The sequence below is a fragment of the Endobacter medicaginis genome, from assembly GCF_014192375.1.
Lineage (GTDB): Bacteria > Pseudomonadota > Alphaproteobacteria > Acetobacterales > Acetobacteraceae > Endobacter > Endobacter medicaginis.
Genome location: NZ_JACHXV010000005.1, coordinates 255,323 through 271,599, shown reverse-complemented (window position 1 = coordinate 271,599; position 16,277 = coordinate 255,323). Strand labels below are relative to the sequence as shown.

General features: G+C 70.5%; 13 protein-coding genes. All 13 read left to right on the top strand.

From position 1 onward, the window contains the following. Positions 1-10 precede the first annotated feature (10 nt). The 13 genes from murB (at position 11) to FHR90_RS17795 (ending at position 16,170) form a co-directional block, all read left to right on the top strand. Entirely contained in the window at positions 11-967 is a 957-nt protein-coding gene (gene murB / locus FHR90_RS08755; protein WP_246330154.1) for a UDP-N-acetylmuramate dehydrogenase, read from the top strand. After that, on the top strand, positions 964-1,908 hold the full coding sequence (locus FHR90_RS08750; RefSeq protein WP_176626643.1) for a D-alanine--D-alanine ligase: 945 nt from the start codon (positions 964-966) through the stop codon (positions 1,906-1,908). Before murB ends, FHR90_RS08750 begins: the two co-directional genes overlap by 4 nt. Further along, positions 1,896-2,816 (top strand): cell division protein FtsQ/DivIB, encoded by a 921-nt coding sequence (locus tag FHR90_RS08745; protein WP_246330133.1) that lies wholly within the window; start codon positions 1,896-1,898, stop codon positions 2,814-2,816. Before FHR90_RS08750 ends, FHR90_RS08745 begins: the two co-directional genes overlap by 13 nt. 146 nt (positions 2,817-2,962) lie before the next feature. After that, positions 2,963-4,390, top strand: a complete 1,428-nt coding sequence (ftsA, locus tag FHR90_RS08740; RefSeq protein ID WP_408871432.1) for a cell division protein FtsA — start codon at positions 2,963-2,965, stop codon at positions 4,388-4,390. Between the two features lie 67 nt (positions 4,391-4,457). Beyond that, positions 4,458-5,957 (top strand): cell division protein FtsZ, encoded by a 1,500-nt coding sequence (ftsZ, locus tag FHR90_RS08735; protein WP_183275059.1) that lies wholly within the window; start codon positions 4,458-4,460, stop codon positions 5,955-5,957. 278 nt (positions 5,958-6,235) lie between these two features. After that, positions 6,236-7,246, top strand: a complete 1,011-nt coding sequence (lpxC, locus tag FHR90_RS08730) for a UDP-3-O-acyl-N-acetylglucosamine deacetylase (RefSeq protein WP_176625838.1) — start codon at positions 6,236-6,238, stop codon at positions 7,244-7,246. 47 nt (positions 7,247-7,293) lie between these two features. Continuing rightward, on the top strand, positions 7,294-8,148 hold the full coding sequence (locus tag FHR90_RS08725; RefSeq protein WP_176625841.1) for an outer membrane protein assembly factor BamD: 855 nt from the start codon (positions 7,294-7,296) through the stop codon (positions 8,146-8,148). Between the two features lie 78 nt (positions 8,149-8,226). Then, positions 8,227-9,948, top strand: coding sequence for a DNA repair protein RecN (recN, locus tag FHR90_RS08720; protein WP_183275058.1), 1,722 nt, complete (start codon positions 8,227-8,229; stop codon positions 9,946-9,948). After that, positions 9,945-12,035, top strand: coding sequence for an NAD-dependent DNA ligase LigA (ligA, locus tag FHR90_RS08715; RefSeq protein ID WP_183275057.1), 2,091 nt, complete (start codon positions 9,945-9,947; stop codon positions 12,033-12,035). Before recN ends, ligA begins: the two co-directional genes overlap by 4 nt. Before the next feature lie 47 nt (positions 12,036-12,082). Continuing rightward, positions 12,083-13,384, top strand: a complete 1,302-nt coding sequence (gene tcuC / locus FHR90_RS08710) for a tricarballylate/proton symporter TcuC (RefSeq protein ID WP_176622193.1) — start codon at positions 12,083-12,085, stop codon at positions 13,382-13,384. A 195-nt stretch (positions 13,385-13,579) separates the two neighbouring features. After that, on the top strand, positions 13,580-15,010 hold the full coding sequence (locus tag FHR90_RS08705; protein WP_176622194.1) for a cytochrome ubiquinol oxidase subunit I: 1,431 nt from the start codon (positions 13,580-13,582) through the stop codon (positions 15,008-15,010). 7 nt (positions 15,011-15,017) lie between these two features. Then, positions 15,018-16,040 carry a cytochrome d ubiquinol oxidase subunit II gene (cydB, locus tag FHR90_RS08700; RefSeq protein WP_176622195.1) on the top strand — a complete coding sequence of 341 codons (1,023 nt, stop codon included), beginning with the start codon at positions 15,018-15,020 and terminating at the stop codon, positions 16,038-16,040. Next, the gene (locus tag FHR90_RS17795) at positions 15,973-16,170 is read left to right on the top strand and encodes a DUF2474 family protein (protein WP_218061937.1); all 198 of its coding nucleotides are present in this window, start codon (positions 15,973-15,975) and stop codon (positions 16,168-16,170) included. Before cydB ends, FHR90_RS17795 begins: the two co-directional genes overlap by 68 nt. Positions 16,171-16,277 lie beyond the last annotated feature (107 nt).

Genomic DNA, 16,277 nt, shown 5'->3' with positions numbered 1-16,277 from the left:
GGAGCGCGCGATGCAGGGCGGTGAGATCGCGCCCCTGCTGCCGCCCCTGCGCGGCCGCATCTCCCAGCATGCGCCGCTCGGCCCCAGAAGCTGGTTCCGCGTCGGCGGCCCGGCGGAGGTGCTGGTGCAGCCCGCCGATGCCGAGGATCTGGCCGCCTTCCTCGCCGCCCTGCCGCTGGAAGTGCCGGTGCTCACCATCGGCGCGGCGTCGAACCTCATCATCCGCGACGGCGGCATCGCCGGCGTGGTGATCCGGCTGGCGCGCGGCTTCACCGACATCACCGTCGAGGAGGACGGGCTGGTCGCCGGTGCCGCCTGCCTCGACATGACCATAGCCGAGACCGCCGCCGAGGCCGGGCTGGCGGGGCTGGAATTCCTCGCCGGCATCCCCGGCTCGCTGGGCGGCGCGGTGGCGATGAATGCCGGCGCCTATGACAGCGACACCGCCGCGGTGCTCGACTGGGCCGAGATCGTCACCCGCGAGGGCGCGCTGGTGCGGGTCGAGAACGCGAAGCTGCGCTTCGGCTACCGCCACTCCGCACTGCCGCCGGGGGCCGTGGTGGTGCGCGCCCGCCTGCGCGCGATCCCCGCCCCGCGCGAGACGGTCGCCTCCCGCATCGCCGAGATCCGCGCCGCCCGCGAGGCGTCGCAGCCGGTGCGCGCCCGCACGGGTGGCTCCACCTTCCGCAATCCCGATGCGGTGCTGTCGTCGAAGAAGGCCTGGGCGTTGATCGACGAGGCCGGCTGCCGGGGCCTCACCCTCGGCGGCGCGCAGGTCAGCGAGAAACACTGCAATTTCCTGCTCAACACCGGTGCTGCGACCGCCGCCGATCTGGAATCGCTCGGCGAGGAGGTCCGCAGGCGGGTGCGCGCTGCGACCGGCGTGCAGCTCGACTGGGAAATCAAGCGCATCGGCCGCCCCAGCGCCGCAGGGCGCACCGCTCCCGGCGCGGGAGACCCGGCATGAAGCATGTCGCCGTGGTGATGGGCGGAATGTCGTCGGAACGCGAGGTCAGCCTGTCCTCGGGCCGCCAGGTCTGCGGCGCGCTGCGCGCGGCCGGCTACGAGGTCACGCCGATCGACGCCGGACCGGATCTCGCGGCCCTGGTCGGCGCCATCGACGGCGCCGGGGCCGACGGCGCGCGCCCCGACGTGGTGTTCAACGCCCTGCACGGGCCGTTCGGCGAGGACGGCACCATCCAGGGCGTGCTGGACTGGATGGGCATCCCCTACACCCATTCCGGCCTGCGCGCCTCGGCGGTGGCGATGGACAAGCAGGCGGCCCGCGCGGTGTTTGCCGCCGCCGGACTGCCGGTGGCCCCCGGCGGGCTGGTGGAGATCGCGGCCCTCGAGGCCACCGATCCGCTGCCGCTGCCCTATGTCATCAAGCCGGTCAGCGAGGGCTCGTCGGTGGGGGTGGAAATCATCCGCGCCGGCTCCAACCGCCGCGCCGAGATCGCCCGCGGCTGGCGCTTCGGCAGCCACGCCCTGGTCGAGGAGTTCATCCCCGGCCGCGAGCTCACCGTCGGCGTGCTCGACGACCGCGCCCTCACCGTCACCGAGATCGCGCCCACCATCGAAGGGCACGATTTCTACGATTACGAGGCCAAGTACAGCGAGGGCGGCTCGCGCCACGTCCTGCCCGCACCCGTGCATCCCGACGTCATCGCCGATGCCAAGCGCATCGCGCTCGCCGCCCATCGCGCGCTCGGCTGCCGCGGCGCGAGCCGGTCGGATTTCCGCTACGACGATACCGCCGGCGAACCGGGGCGGCTGGTGCTGCTGGAGGTCAACACCCAGCCCGGCCTGACCGCGACCTCGCTGCTGCCCGAGCAGGCCGCCGCCTGCGGGATGGATTTCGCCGCGCTGTGCGCCTGGATGGTGGAGAACGCGACATGCCGCGTGTGAGCCGCTCCCGCGCCCGGCCGATGGACCGGCCCTCGCGGCTGGCGATCCTGCTGCGCCGCAGCCGCCGCCTCGCCGGCCCGGCGGCGGTGGCCGGCGCCTGCCTGGTGCTGCTGGGGGCGGGAAGCTGGACCATCCATGCCTTCGCGCCCGGCCATGTGCTCTCGCCGCTGCGCGCGAGGCTGACGCGCACCGCGCATCTCGAGGTCGCCCACATCGTGGTGAGCGGTCGCGACATGACCTCGCAGGCCTCGCTCGACGCCGCCCTCGGCGCGCGTATCGGCGACGACATCATCGCCTTCTCGCCGCGCGCGGCGCAGGCCAGGATCGACGCGCTGCCCTTCGTCGAGACCGCCTCGGTGGAGCGCCGGCTGCCGGACACCATCGTGGTGCGGCTGGTGGAACGCACCCCGTTCGCGGTCTGGCAGGACCGCGGCAATTTCGTGCTGATCGACCGCGCCGGCAATCCGGTCGCCGGCCAGGGCATGAACGGCAAGGACGCCGAGGCCTTCGCGCGTCTGCCGCTGGTGGTGGGCACGGGGGCGGCCAGGAACGCGGCTGCCCTGCTCGACCTGCTCAAGGCGACACCCGAGGTCAACGCGCATGTCATGGCGGCGGTGCGGGTCGGCGACCGGCGCTGGAACCTCTCCCTGCGCAACGGCACCACCGTGATGCTGCCCGAGGGCGAGGAAGCACCCGCCATCGCCCGGCTGGCGAAATACGAGACCACCATGGCGCTGCTCGACCGGCCCATGGCGGCGATCGACCTGCGCCTCGCCGACCGCATGGTGGTGCGGCCGCTCCCCACCCCGCCGTCCGATCCCGCCGCCGCGCCGTCCACCGGCAAGGCCGCGACGGCGCACGCGACCCCTGCTTCACCCGACACCGACACGGCGAGGAAGCCGGCATGAGCAAGCCCGCACGTCCCCGCCGCGGCCTGCTGCGCCGCCCGGTGGTCAGCCAGGAGCCGGTCGCCCTGCTCGGCTACGACGGCGCCGAGGCGCCTGCCGGCGACGCTGCGGAGGCGGGCGCGCTGGCACTGGCGCACGACCAGCCGATGCGGCGCGAGCCGTCCCCGCCGGGGGTGCCGTCGCTGCCGGGCCTGTTTCGCGACCCGGCCCCCGCCCGTGCGCCCGCATCAGCCCTGGCCCCCGCGCCGCGCCGGCAGGGCGTGCTCGCACTGGCCACCCCCGCCGCCGCAGCAGGGACGGAGACGGCGCTCGCCATCGTGCCGCCGCCGGTGCGTCGCCGCCGGCTCAAGGGCGGCACCTTCGGCGCGCTCGATATCGGCAGCACCAAGATCACCTGCCTGATCGGCCGTGCCGACAGCGCCGGCAACATCAAGGTGATCGGGCATGGCTGGCAGCGCTCCCGGGGGGTGCGGGCCGGCGGCATCGTCGATCTCGACGAGGCGGAGCGCACCATCCGCGCCGCGGTCGGCCAGGCCGAGGAAATGGCCGATCACCGGCTGCGCTCCGTCACCGTGGGCCTGAGCTGCGGCCAGCCGGAAAGCCGCATCTTCAACGTGCGCTGGCCGGTCGGCGGCCAGGTGGTGGGCGATGCGGATGTGCGCCGGGTGGTCAGCGAGGGCCGGCTGCGCGCGCAGACCGAGGGCCGCGACCTGGTGCATGCGCTGCCGCTGACCTTCGCGGTGGACCAGACCACCGGGGTGGACGACCCGCGCGGCCACCATTGCGAACAGCTCACCGCGCGGCTGCACGTGATCGACGCCTCCACCATGGCGCTGCGCAACCTGCGCGCGACCCTGGCGCGCTGCGATCTCGACGTCGCCACCCTGGTCTCCACCCCGCTCGCCTCCGGCCTGTCGGTGCTGACCGAGGACGAGCGCGAGCTGGGCGCCACCGTGGTCGATCTCGGTGGCGGCACCACCCAGATCGCGGTGTTCGGCGAGGGCCAGATGCTGCACACCGCGCTGCTGCCGGTGGGCGGGCTGCATGTCACCAAGGACATCGCCGGCATGCTCTCGACCCGGCTCGAAAGTGCCGAGCGGCTCAAGGTGCTCTACGGCAACGCCGAGCTGAGTGCCGAGGACGAGCGCGAATACCTCCCCGTGCAGCTCATCGCCGGCGAGGACGACCAGTTCGCCCGCGTGCCGCGCAGCATGATCGTCGGCATCATCCGCCCGCGCCTCGAGGAGACGTTCGAGCTGGTGCGCGACCGTCTCGACGGGGCCGGCATCGGGCTCGCCGCCGCCTCGCGGGTGGTGCTGACGGGTGGTGCCAGCCAGCTCGACGGCGTGCCCGAGCTCGCCGCCCGCATCCTCGGCCGGCAGGTGCGCGCCGGCCGGCCGGGACGCATCACCGGCCTGCCGGACAGCGCCTCGGCACCGGCCTTCGCCACCGCCTCGGGCCTGCTGGCCTTCGCCGCCGGCGACGGCCAGGTGCTGCCCGACATCGATTTCAACGAGCCCCGCCCGCCCGGCCTGATGCGCCGGGTGGTGGGCTTCCTGCGGGAGCGCATGTGACGGCCCCGCTCACCGGCCCCGCATAACGCCCCGCTCCCGCACGGATATTTTTTCGGAGACAACGTCCATGACCCTCAACCTCACCATCCCGCAGCAGGCCTACTCCGATTTCTCGCCGCGTATCACGGTGATCGGCGTGGGCGGCGGCGGCACCAACGCCGTCGACAACATGATCCAGCTCAACCTGCAGGGCGTGGAGTTCGTCGTCGCCAACACCGACGCCCAGCAGCTCACCCACAGCCGCGCCGACCGTCGCATCCAGCTCGGCCCGCACCTGACGCAGGGTCTCGGCGCGGGGGCCAAGCCCGAGATCGGCCGCGCGGCCGCCGAGGAGGCTTCCGACGAGCTCTCGCGCCATCTCGACGGCGCGCACATGGTGTTCATCACCGCCGGCATGGGCGGCGGCACCGGCACCGGTGCCGCCCCGGTGATCGCGCGCATGGCGCGCGAGCGCGGCATCCTCACCGTCGGCGTGGTCACCAAGCCCTTCACCTTCGAGGGCGTGCGCCGCGCCAAGGCGGCCGACACCGGCATCGCCGAGCTGCAGCAATATGTCGACACGCTGATCGTGATCCCCAACCAGAACCTCTTCCGCCTCGCCAACGAGCGCACCGGCTGGAAGGAAGCCTTCAAGATGGCCGACCACGTCCTCTACATGGGCGTGCGCGGCGTCACCGACCTGATGGTCGCCCCGGGCCTGGTCAATCTCGACTTCGCCGACATCCGCACCGTGATGGCCGAGATGGGCAAGGCGATGATGGGCACCGGCGAGGCCGACGGCGAGAACCGCGCCATCCGTGCGGCCGAGGCGGCGATCTCCAACCCGCTGCTCGAGGATACCTCGATGGCCGGCGCGCGCGGCCTGCTGATCAACATCACCGGCGGCGAGGACATGACCCTGTTCGAGGTCGACCAGGCCGCCAACCGCATCCGCGAGGAAGTGGCCGAGGACGCCAACATCATCTTCGGCTCGGCGATCGACGAGAACCTCTCCGGCCGGGTGCGCGTCTCTGTGGTCGCCACCGGCATCGACACGCCGATCCTCGCCGAGGCCGCGCGTCCGCGTCTGGTCGCGGTCGGCGGCGGCAGCGAGGAATGGGTGGCCCCCTCCGGCGCCCAGGCCCAGGCCCAGACTCAGGGCCAGCCCCATGCGCAGCCGGGTCTCGCCGCCGCCCAACCGTCGGTCGCCGCCTTCCAGCCCGGCGCGGCGCCAGCTCCGGCCGCCGCCCACGCCGCCCATGCCGTCCACGCCGCGCCGGCCGGCGAGCCGGTCGAGCAGGCCGCCCCCTCGCCGGCCGCAGCACCCCGCCAGGTGCCGCTGTCGCAGCGCGTGCCGGGCGGTCGCGGCCTCTACACCGAGCCGGCGCGCCCGCCGGAGCCGGCGCCGCGCAGCTCCCTGTTCGGCCTCGTCACCGGCGCCCTGCGCCGGTCCGGCAGCCCCGCCCCGGCCCCCGAGCCCGCCCCGCGCGCCGAGCCGCAGGTGCAGCGCGAGGACTCCCGCGCCTCCGTCACCGCCGACGAGGCGGGGCTGGAAATCCCGGCCTTCCTGCGCCGCCAGTCCTCGTGACCGGAGCCTCCCCGGAGGTCTGAAACGAAGCCGAAACGACCGCCCGCCGCCGCAGCCCCGCTGCGGCGGCGGTGTTCGTTGTTGACATAAATATGTCGCAATTTCATGGGCTTAGGTCGAAATACTCGGAAATAAAGCTTGAATGGCACTGGCCAATGGGGCCGGCCTAGTTTGACGCTGACAAAGGGGCTGCATCGGCATGACGCCGGCAGTTCCGATAATGATCTGATGATCCGGGTAATGATGCGGGCCTGCGGCCCGGTCGGGAGGACGGCCTGATGGATGGGTTTGCCGGCGCGCTGGTGATCGATCGTGATGAGATCGAAAGCATCGCGCCCGAGGACCGTCCCGCCGCCGCGCTGCGCACCGGGCTGCCGGCCGGGACCGCCCGCCAGCACACCCTGCGCCAGTCGATCCACTGCCGCGGTGTCGGCCTGCACAGCGGCCGCGAGACCTGGCTGCGCCTGGGTCCGGGCCCCGACGAATCGGGCATCGTGTTCCGCCGCACCGATCTCGGCATCGACCTGCCGGCCCGCTACGATTTCGTCACCGACACCCGCCTGTGCACCCTGCTGGGCGTGACCACGCCCGACGGCCGCCACGCCACGGTCGGCACCGTCGAGCATGTCATGGCGGCCCTCGCCGGTGCGGGGATCGACAATGCGGTGATCGAGCTCGACGGTCCCGAGGTGCCGATCCTCGACGGCTCCGCCGCCCCGTTCAGCTTCCTGATCGCCTGCGCCGGCCGCGTCGCACAGACCGCGCCGCGGTTGACCATCGAGGTGCTGCGGCCGGTGCGCGTCAGCCATGGCGAGGGCGCCGATGCCGCCTGGGCCGAGCTGCGCCCGACCAGCGGACGCGGCCTGGAGCTGTCCATGGAGATCGAATTCGCCTCGCGTGCGATCGGTCGCCAGTCGGCATCGCTGTCGCTGTCGGAGCACAGCTTCGCCGGCCAGATCGCCGACTGCCGCACCTTCACCGAGGCCGCCGAGATCGAGCGCGCCCGCGCCGCCGGTCTCGCCCGCGGCGGCTCGCTCGACAATGCGGTGGTGGTCGATGCCGATTCGGTGCTCAATCCCGGCGGCCTGCGCCGTCCGGACGAGTTCGTCCGTCACAAGCTGCTCGACGCGGTGGGCGACCTCGCGCTTGCCGGACGGCCGCTGCGCGCCGAATTCGTCGGCCACCGTTCGGGCCACGCGCTCAACAACCGCCTGCTGCATGCGCTGCTCGCCGATGCCACCGCCTGGCGTCTGCGGCCTGACTTCCTCCGGTCCGGGAGCATGGTATAAGGCTGCCGAACGAGGGCATCGCGCCCGGCTACTGCAAGACAGGTGTGATGCTGCGCTCCGATCCTTTCCGCCCCCGCAAGCTCGTCGTCTCACTTGCCGCGACGCTGCTGCTGTCGGGCTGCGGTCTGTTCGGCCACGAGAAGCCGCCGATCGACCTGTCCACCCAGCAGCCGGACGTGCTGTACAATCACGGCATCGATTCGATCCACGACAAGAGCTACAGCCAGGCGATCACCCAGTTCGAGGCGATCCAGCAGTTCTACCCCTATTCGCCCTACACGGCGAACGCGCAGCTCATGGAGGGCTACGCCTACTACAAGCGCGACGAGTTCCCCGACGCCATCAGCCAGCTCGACCGCTTCCTCCAGCTCCACCCGACCAGCCCCGACGCGGCCTATGCCTACTATCTGCGCGCGCTGTGCTATTATGAGCAGATCGCCGACATCCAGCGCGACCAGCAGGGCACCGTGCAGGCGATGGCGGCGTTGCAGGAGGTCGTCGCCCGCTTCCCCAACACCGACTACGCCCGCGACGCCGCACTCAAGATCGACCTCTGCCGCGACCACCTCGCCGGCAAGGAGATGCTGATCGGCCGCTACTACGAGCGCCAGCATTTCTACGAGGCGGCGGTCAACCGCTACCAGCGCGTCGTGCAGGACTACCAGACCACCAACCACGTCGCCGAGGCGCTGCAGCGTCTGGTCGAGGTCTATCTCAAGCTCGGCCTGGTCGACCAGGCCCGCAAGACCGCCTCGGTGCTGGCCTACAACTATCCCGGCAGCATCTGGTATTCCTATGCCTATGACCAGCTGCGCCGCACCCATTCGCTCCAGCCGGGCGACCAGATGCCGGCCCCGGCAAAAGGCGGCCTCATCAGCCGCACATGGAACTCGGTGTTTTGAGATTTTCCCGCCTCTGACACGAGAAAATCCAAAACCGCCCCGTTCGCCCCCTATGGGCGTGTACACCCCCGTGTACACATGCTGACCCGCCTCGGCATCCGCGACGTCGTGCTGATCGACCAGCTCGACCTCGACCTCGCCCCCGGCCTGACGGTGCTGACCGGCGAGACCGGCGCGGGCAAGTCGATCCTGCTCGACAGCCTCGGCCTCGCCCTGGGCGAACGCGCCGCCGCCTCGCTGCTGCGCAGCGGCGCCGAGCAGGCCAGCGTCTCCGCCAGCTTCGACCTCGCCCCCTCCCACCCCGCCTTCGCGCTGGCCGCCGAGCAGGGCCTCGCCATCGAGCCGGGCGAGATGCTGGTGCTGCGCCGGGTGGTGCTGCGCGACGGCCGCTCACGCGCCTTCCTCAACGACCAGCCGGTCGGCGTCGCCCTGCTGCGCCAGATCGGCGCCACCCTGGTCGAGATCCAGGGCCAGCACGACCAGATGGGCCTCGCCGACCCCGCCCTGCATCTCGGCCTGCTCGACGCTTTCGGGGTCAAGGCGACGCTGCGCGATGCGGTCGGCGAGGCCTGGCGCCGTCTGGACCGCGCCCGCAGCACGCTGGCCGAAGCCCAGGCCGCACTCGCCGCGGCCGCGAGCGAGGAAGACTGGCTGCGCCACGCCGCCGCCGAGTTGACCGAACTCGCGCCCGAGCCCGACGAGGAACTCGCCCTCGCCGCCCGCCGCCAGGCCCTGCAGCAGGGCGAGCGCCGCGCCGAGGCGGTCGCCGCCGCGATCGGCGAGATCGCCCCCCGCGACCGCCGCAACGGTGGTCCGGCCGCCAGCCTGCGCGCCGCCTCGCGCGCCCTGCAGAAACTCGGCCCACCCCCCGAGGATGCCCCCGCCGGACAGGTCGAGGCCGCCCTCGCCGCCCTCGAGCGCGCCGAGGACGCTTTGGCCGAGGCGGAAACCCTGCTCGGCCGTCTGGCCAATGACTGGGAAGCCGATCCGCGCGGTCTGGAAGCGACCGAGGAGCGGCTGTTCGCGCTCCGTGCCGCCGCCCGCAAGCACACCACCACCGTCGACGCCCTCCCCGCCCTGCTCGCCGGCTTCACCGCCCGCCTCGCCACCATCGACAGCGGCACCGACGCGCTGGTCGCGCTCGAGGCCGAGCTGGACACCGCCCGAGCCGCCTATCTCGCCGCCGCCGAGGCGCTGTCGGCCGCACGCGCCAAGGCCGGCGGCCGGCTCGCCAGCGCCATCGACGCCGAACTCGCCCCCCTGCGTCTGGGCCGGGCCAAATTCTCCGTCGCCCTCGACCGCCTCCCCGAGACCGGCTGGGGGCCGCGCGGCATCGACGCCGCCCAGTTCATGATCGCCGCCAACCCGGGCGAACCCCCCGGCCCGCTCGGCCGCGTCGCCTCGGGCGGCGAACTGTCGCGTCTGATGCTCGCGCTCAAGGTGGTGCTGGCCAGCGTCTCGACCGTGCCGACGCTGGTCTTCGACGAGGTCGATTCCGGCGTCGGCGGTGCGACCGCGGCCGCGGTCGGTGAGCGGCTGGCGGCGGTGGCCAAGGGCGTGCAGACCCTGGTCGTCACCCACTCGCCGCAGGTCGCCGCCCGTGCGGCCGCCCATCTGCGCATCGCCAAGTCGGTCCGCGCCGGCCGCACCACCACCTCCGCCGCCCCGCTTTCGGGCCACGAACGGCGCGAGGAGCTGGCGCGGATGCTGGCCGGCGAGACCGTCACCGACGCCGCCCGCGCCGCCGCCGATGCGCTGCTCGCGCAAGGCGGGTCGCAACTCGGACTCTTCGCCTCATGACCCGCGACATCGACAGCCTCACGCAAGCCGATGCCGCGGACGAACTCGCCGATCTCGCCGCCCGGATCGCCGCGGCCGACACCGCCTATCACGGCGCCGACGCGCCGCTGATCGACGATGCCGCCTATGACGCGCTGCGCCGGCGCGCCCAGGCGATCGAGTGTCGCTTCCCCGCCCTCGCCCGCGCCGACGGCCCGATCACCCGCGTCGGCGCCACCCCCGATGGCCGCTTCCCCAAGCACCGGCACCGCACGCCGATGCTGTCGCTCGACAATGCGTTCGACGCGACCGATTTCGACGAATTCATCGCCCGTATCTGCCGGTTCCTCGGCCTCAAACCCGAAGCCCAGACCGCCCTGCGCATGGTGGCCGAACCCAAGATCGACGGGCTGTCGCTCTCACTGACCTACGAGCACGGCGAACTGCGCACCGCAGCGACGCGCGGCGACGGCCAGACCGGCGAGGACGTCACCGCCAATGTCCGCGTCATCGACGCGATCCCGAAGCGGCTTTCCGGCGACCCTCCCGAGCTGATCGAGATCCGCGGCGAGATCTTCCTCTCCAAGGCCGATTTCCTCGACCTCAACCGCCGCCGCGAGGCCGAGGACGAGCCGGTCTTCGCCAATCCGCGCAACGCCGCCGCCGGCTCCCTGCGCCAGCTCGATGCCTCGATCACCGCCTCACGGCCCCTGTCGTTCTTCGCCTATGCGCAGGGCGAGAGCAGCCAGCCGGTCGCCACCACGCACTGGGACTATCTCGCCCGGCTGCGGGAGTGGGGCTTCGCGGTCAACCCGCTCAACACCCTGATCGACACGCCCGAACAGGCCGCCGCCTTCCGTGAGCGGCTGACCGTCGAACGTGCCGATCTCGCCTATGACATCGACGGCATCGTCTACAAGATCGACGATCTGGCGCTGCAGACCCGTCTCGGTTTCGTCGGCCGCGCGCCGCGCTGGGCGATCGCATGGAAATTCGCCGCCGAGCAGGCGATCACCCGTCTGGAGGACATCCGCATCCAGGTCGGCCGCACCGGCGCGCTCACACCGGTCGCCTGGCTGGAGCCGGTCAATGTCGGCGGCGTCATCGTCACGCGTGCGACCCTGCACAATGCCGACGAGATCGCGCGCAAGGATGTCCGCGTCGGCGATCGGGTGGCGGTGCAGCGCGCCGGCGACGTGATCCCGCAGATCCTCGGCGTGGTCGACGAACCCGGCAGGGATCGCGGCGCGGCTTACGTCTTCCCCGATCACTGCCCGGCCTGCGGATCGCGCGCCGAACGCCCGCCCGGCGAGGTGGTGGTGCGCTGCACTGGCGGTCTGATCTGCCCGGCGCAGGCGGTGGAGCGGCTGATCCATCTCGCCTCGCGCGATGCGTTCGACATCGACGGGCTCGGGGAGAAGACCGTCGTGGAGTTCTTCGAGGCCGGGCTGCTGCGCGCCCCGGCCGACATCTTCCGGCTGCACGAACACGAGGCCGACATCCTCGGCCGGCGCGGCTGGAAGCCGACCTCGGTGCGCAACCTTCTCGGCGGGATCGAGCAGCGCCGCCGCATTCCGCTCGACCGCTTCATCTACGGCCTCGGCATCCGGCGGATCGGCCAGACCAACGCACGGCTGCTCGCGCGTCACTACGGCACCTTCGCCGACTGGCGCGCACAGATGCTGGACGCGACCATAATCGGCTCGGACGCACGGCTCGCATTGGGCAGCATCACCGGCATCGGCACCACCATCGCCGAGGAACTCGCACAGTTCTTCTCCGAGGCGCACAACCGCGCGGCACTCGACGATCTCGCAGCACAGCTGACGATCGAGGCGCTCGAACCCGAATCCGCCTCGGGTGCCCTGTCTGCCCGGACGCTGGTATTTACCGGCACGCTGACCACGATGACCCGCCCCGAGGCGAAGGCGATCGCGCAGCGGATGGGTGCGAAAGTGACCGATTCGGTCTCGAAGAACACCGACCTGGTGATCCTCGGCGCGGAGGCGGGCTCCAAGGCGAGGAAGGCTGCCGAGCTCGGCATCGAGACCACGGACGAGGCGGGCTGGCGCCGGCTCGCCGGGCTGCCGGAGATCGACACACCCTGATCCGGCCAAAAAAACCGCCCTCAAGGGCGGAACAGAGGGAGAAACGAATGAACCGGACCGACCACACACCGTCACGACACGGCGCCGCTGGCAAGATCATCCGCATCGCCTCGGGCAACATGCTTGAGATGTATGATTTCATGATCTTCGGCTTCTATGCGTCAGCGATCGGGGCCGCATTCTTCCCCGGCGGCAGCAAGACCACGCAGCTGCTCTCCGCGCTCGCCACGTTCGGCGCAGCGTTCATGATGCGTCCTCTGGGTGCGGTCCTGCTGGGCGCGTTCATCGACCGACGCGGACGGCGGATCGGCCTGCTGGTCACGCTGGGACTGATGGCGATCGGCACGCTGACGATCGCGCTGACCCCGCCCTATGCGCAGATCGGTCTGCTCGCACCGGCATTGATCGTGTTCGGCCGGCTGGTGCAGGGATTTTCGGCCGGTGCGGAGCTGGGTGGCGTCTCGGTCTATCTGGCCGAGATCGCCCCGCCCGGACAGCGGGGCCTGTATGCCAGCTTCCAGTCCGGCAGCCAGCAGATCGCGGTGATGATTGCCGCCCTGCTGGGTTTCTCGCTGGATGCATGGCTGGCGCCGGCACAGATGAACGCCTGGGGCTGGCGCATCCCGTTCCTGATCGGCTGCCTCGTCATTCCGTTGATCCTGCTGCTGCGTCGGGGGCTGGAGGAAACCGACAGCTTCGAACACGCGCAGCATCCCTCGCTCGGACAGGCGATGCGCATCCTGGGCGACAATATCGGCACCGTGCTGCGCGCGATGATGCTGGTGGTGATGACGACGGTCAGCTTCTACACCATCACCTCCTACACGCCGACCTTCGGCACGCGCGAGCTGCATCTGTCGATGACAACCGCCCTGCTGGTGACGCTTATCGGCGGTATCTGCAATTTCACCATCCTGCCGATCGGCGGCAGCCTGTCGGATCGCATCGGCCGGCGACCGGTGCTGTTCGGTGCTGCGATCGCGATGGCGTGCCTGGCGTGGCCGGCAATGGCCTGGCTGACCACGGCGCCGTCGCTGCCGCGCTTCATGACCGTCGAACTGGTGCTCGCGGTGATCTATGCGACCTATAACGGCGCACTGATCCCCTATCTGGCAGAAACGATGCCGGAGAATCTGCGCGTCACCGGTTTTTCGCTCGCCTACAGCCTGGCGACGGCACTGTTCGGCGGCATGACACCCCTGATCTGCACCGGGATGATCGCGAGAACCCATGATGCGGCGATGCCCGGCCTGTGGTTGACGATCGCCGCGCTGATCGCGCTGCTATCGCTGCTGATCACACCGCGCGCCGCATCCCCGGTCGCCCAGCGCGGGAGGCAGGCGGCCTGACGCGATGATGACCTGGATCCCATGCCGCCGGGTGACCGAAGGCGGTACTGGCGCTTCCATGACGGTCGGCGCACCGGGTCCGGGCCAGCTCCGGCCCGAACGTCGAGCGGGACTGGGCAACCACACGGACACGGCGTCGTTGAACACCTTGCCTTGGCGTTCGCACCGCGGACGCGGGCTCGAAAGGTTGCCTCGATGTTCGGTATCTCCGCCCTCGATCTCGCCCGTTTCCAGTTCGCCTTCACCGTCGGCTTTCACATCCTGTTTCCGGCATTCTCGATCGGACTGGCGGCCTATCTCGCCGTCCTCGAGGGGCTGTGGCTGAAGACCGGTCGGCAGGTCTATCTCGACATCTTCCGTTACTGGCTCAAGATCTTCGCCATCGTGTTCGCGATGGGCGTGGTCTCCGGCATCGTAATGAGCTACGAATTCGGCACCAACTGGGCGCGCTTCGCGCAGAAGGCCGGCCCGATTCTCGGCCCGATGCTGGCCTACGAGGTGCTGACCGCGTTCTTCCTCGAGGCCGGTTTCCTCGGCGTGATGTTGTTCGGGATGAACAAGGTCGGACGTCGGCTGCACTTCGCCGCCACCTGCGCGGTGTCGGTCGGCACGCTGATCTCGATGAGCTGGATCCTGGCGTCGAATTCGTGGATGCAGACGCCGCAGGGCTACGTGATCGACCCGGCGACGGGACGCTTCCTGCCGGCGGACTGGCTGGCGATCATCTTCAACCCGTCATTTCCGTTCCGGCTCGTGCATATGGGGCTGGCGGCGTTCCTCTCCGTCGCCTTCACCGTGGGCGCGGTGGGCGCATGGCATCTGATCCGCGACCGCCGGGCCGGACGGCGAGCAAGCGAGCCGGTGCGGGTGATGTTCTCGATGGCGATGTGGATGGCGGCGCTGGTGGCACCACTCCAGGTGCTGGCCGGCGACGCGCACGGGCTCAACACACTGGCTCACCAGCCGGCGAAGATCGCGGCGATGGAGGGCGACTGGACCAGCGAGGGCCGCGCGCCCGAGCTGCTGTTCGGCATTCCGAACATGAAGGAGGAGCGTACCGACTACAAGGTCGAGATCCCGCTGCTCGGCTCGCTGATCCTGACCCACAGCCTCGATGGCAAGGTTCCGGGGCTGAAGGATTTCCCCGCCGCCGACCGTCCCTATTCGCCGCTGCTGTTCTTCTCGTTCCGCATCATGGTCGGCCTGGCGATGCTGATGGTGCTGCTGGGGCTGTTCAGCCTGTATCTGCGCTGGCGCGGCACGTTCTTCGAGAACCGCTGGCTGCAGCGTTTCGCGCTGGTGATGGCGCCCTCGGGCTTCGTCGCGCTGCTGTGCGGATGGGTCACCACCGAAGTCGGCCGCCAGCCCTATACGGTCTATGGCCTGCTGCGCACCGCCGACAGCGCCTCGCCGATCGCAGCACCCGGCATCGCCGCGTCGCTGATCGCCTTCATCGTGGTGTATTTCATCGTCTATGGCGCCGGCCTGGCCTTCCTGCTCAAGCTGATGGCGCAGCGCCCGGAGAGCGGCGAGCAGGGGCCCTCCCCCGACGAGGTAATCCGCACCGCGGGCATCCATCCCGGACCGGCGCGCCATCACGGCACCGCCGCCGGCGTGGCGGAGTAGACGCGCCATGCTGCACGCCACCCACCTGCTGCCGATCATCTGGGGCTGCATCGCCGCCTTTACCGTCCTGGCCTATATCGTGTTGGACGGGTTCGATCTGGGCCTGGGCATCCTGTTCGCGGTCGAGAACCACCGTGGCGACCGCGACGTGATGGTCAACACCATCGCGCCCGTCTGGGACGGCAACGAGACCTGGCTGGTGCTGGGTGGGGCCGCCCTCTACGGCGTGTTTCCTGTCGCCTACGGCACCATTCTGCCGGCATTGTATCCACCGATCATCGCCATGGTGCTGGCGCTGATCTTCCGCGGCGTCGCCTTCGAATACCGTCCGCGCGCACAGAGCGTTCAGACGCGCAAGGCCTGGGATTTCGCCTTCTTCGCCGGTTCGCTCACGGCCTCCTTCATGCAGGGCGTCATCCTCGGCGCGCTGATCCAGGGCATCCATACAGTGGATGGCGAATATGCTGGCGGCTGGTTCGACTGGCTCAGCGGCTTCTCGATCTTCTGCGGCATCGCGGTGGTGATCGGCTACAGCCTGCTCGGCGCGTGCTATCTGGTGTGGCGCACGCAAGGCGACCTGCAGGCGCGTGCCCGGCGGCATGCGAAGATCCTCGCCGCCATAACGCTGGGGCTGATCGTGGTGGTCAGCCTGTGGACGCCAACGCTGCAACTCCATTACCTGCGCCATTGGAACACCTGGCCGCGCATCGTGTTCGTCGCACCGGTGCCGATCCTCGTCGCAGTGCTCGCTTGGCGGTTCGCGCGCACCATCGACGACGAGGCCCACCACGTCACCCCGCTACTGTGTGCGCTGGGCTGGTTCTTCCTGTGCTTCACCGGGCTGGGCATCAGCCTATGGCCATGGATCGTGCCACCCTCGATCGACATCTGGCAGGCCTCGTCGCCGCCGCAGAGCCAGTGGTTCCTGCTCGCCGGCGCGATCGTCCTGATTCCGATGGTGTCTGCTTACAGCGCGTATTCATACTGGGTGTTCCGCGGCAAGGTCGGCACGGAGACGCACTATCACTGAGCTTCCCCCCGACCCCGCCGCCGCGAGGCCGCTGGGGCGGCGGCTGCTCTGGTTCGTCGCCATCTGGGCCGCCAGTGTGGTCGTGGTCGCCGTGGTGGCGGAGGGGATGAAACGGATGATCCTCGGCTGAGACGCCGGCCGGGACCGGTCGCGGCCACGGTGACCGTCAACCACAAGATGACATCCGAAGGAGAATTATCCGCTTTTTCGGCTTGGTGGTTTCGCCTTCGATAGCTC

Bases quoted from the DNA above. Each gene is read 5' to 3' on its own strand.
- tcuC (WP_176622193.1), top strand. From the start codon at position 12,083: ATGAACCGGACCGACCACACACCGTCACGACACGGCGCCGCTGGCAAG.
- ftsZ (WP_183275059.1), top strand. From the start codon at position 4,458: ATGACCCTCAACCTCACCATCCCGCAGCAGGCCTACTCCGATTTCTCG.
- FHR90_RS08705 (WP_176622194.1), top strand. From the start codon at position 13,580: ATGTTCGGTATCTCCGCCCTCGATCTCGCCCGTTTCCAGTTCGCCTTC.
- lpxC (WP_176625838.1), top strand. From the start codon at position 6,236: ATGGATGGGTTTGCCGGCGCGCTGGTGATCGATCGTGATGAGATCGAA.
- cydB (WP_176622195.1), top strand. From the start codon at position 15,018: ATGCTGCACGCCACCCACCTGCTGCCGATCATCTGGGGCTGCATCGCC.
- FHR90_RS08750 (WP_176626643.1), top strand. From the start codon at position 964: ATGAAGCATGTCGCCGTGGTGATGGGCGGAATGTCGTCGGAACGCGAG.
- ftsA (WP_408871432.1), top strand. From the start codon at position 2,963: ATGCGGCGCGAGCCGTCCCCGCCGGGGGTGCCGTCGCTGCCGGGCCTG.
- FHR90_RS08745 (WP_246330133.1), top strand. From the start codon at position 1,896: ATGCCGCGTGTGAGCCGCTCCCGCGCCCGGCCGATGGACCGGCCCTCG.
- ligA (WP_183275057.1), top strand. From the start codon at position 9,945: ATGACCCGCGACATCGACAGCCTCACGCAAGCCGATGCCGCGGACGAA.
- FHR90_RS08725 (WP_176625841.1), top strand. From the start codon at position 7,294: ATGCTGCGCTCCGATCCTTTCCGCCCCCGCAAGCTCGTCGTCTCACTT.
- murB (WP_246330154.1), top strand. From the start codon at position 11: ATGCAGGGCGGTGAGATCGCGCCCCTGCTGCCGCCCCTGCGCGGCCGC.
- recN (WP_183275058.1), top strand. From the start codon at position 8,227: ATGCTGACCCGCCTCGGCATCCGCGACGTCGTGCTGATCGACCAGCTC.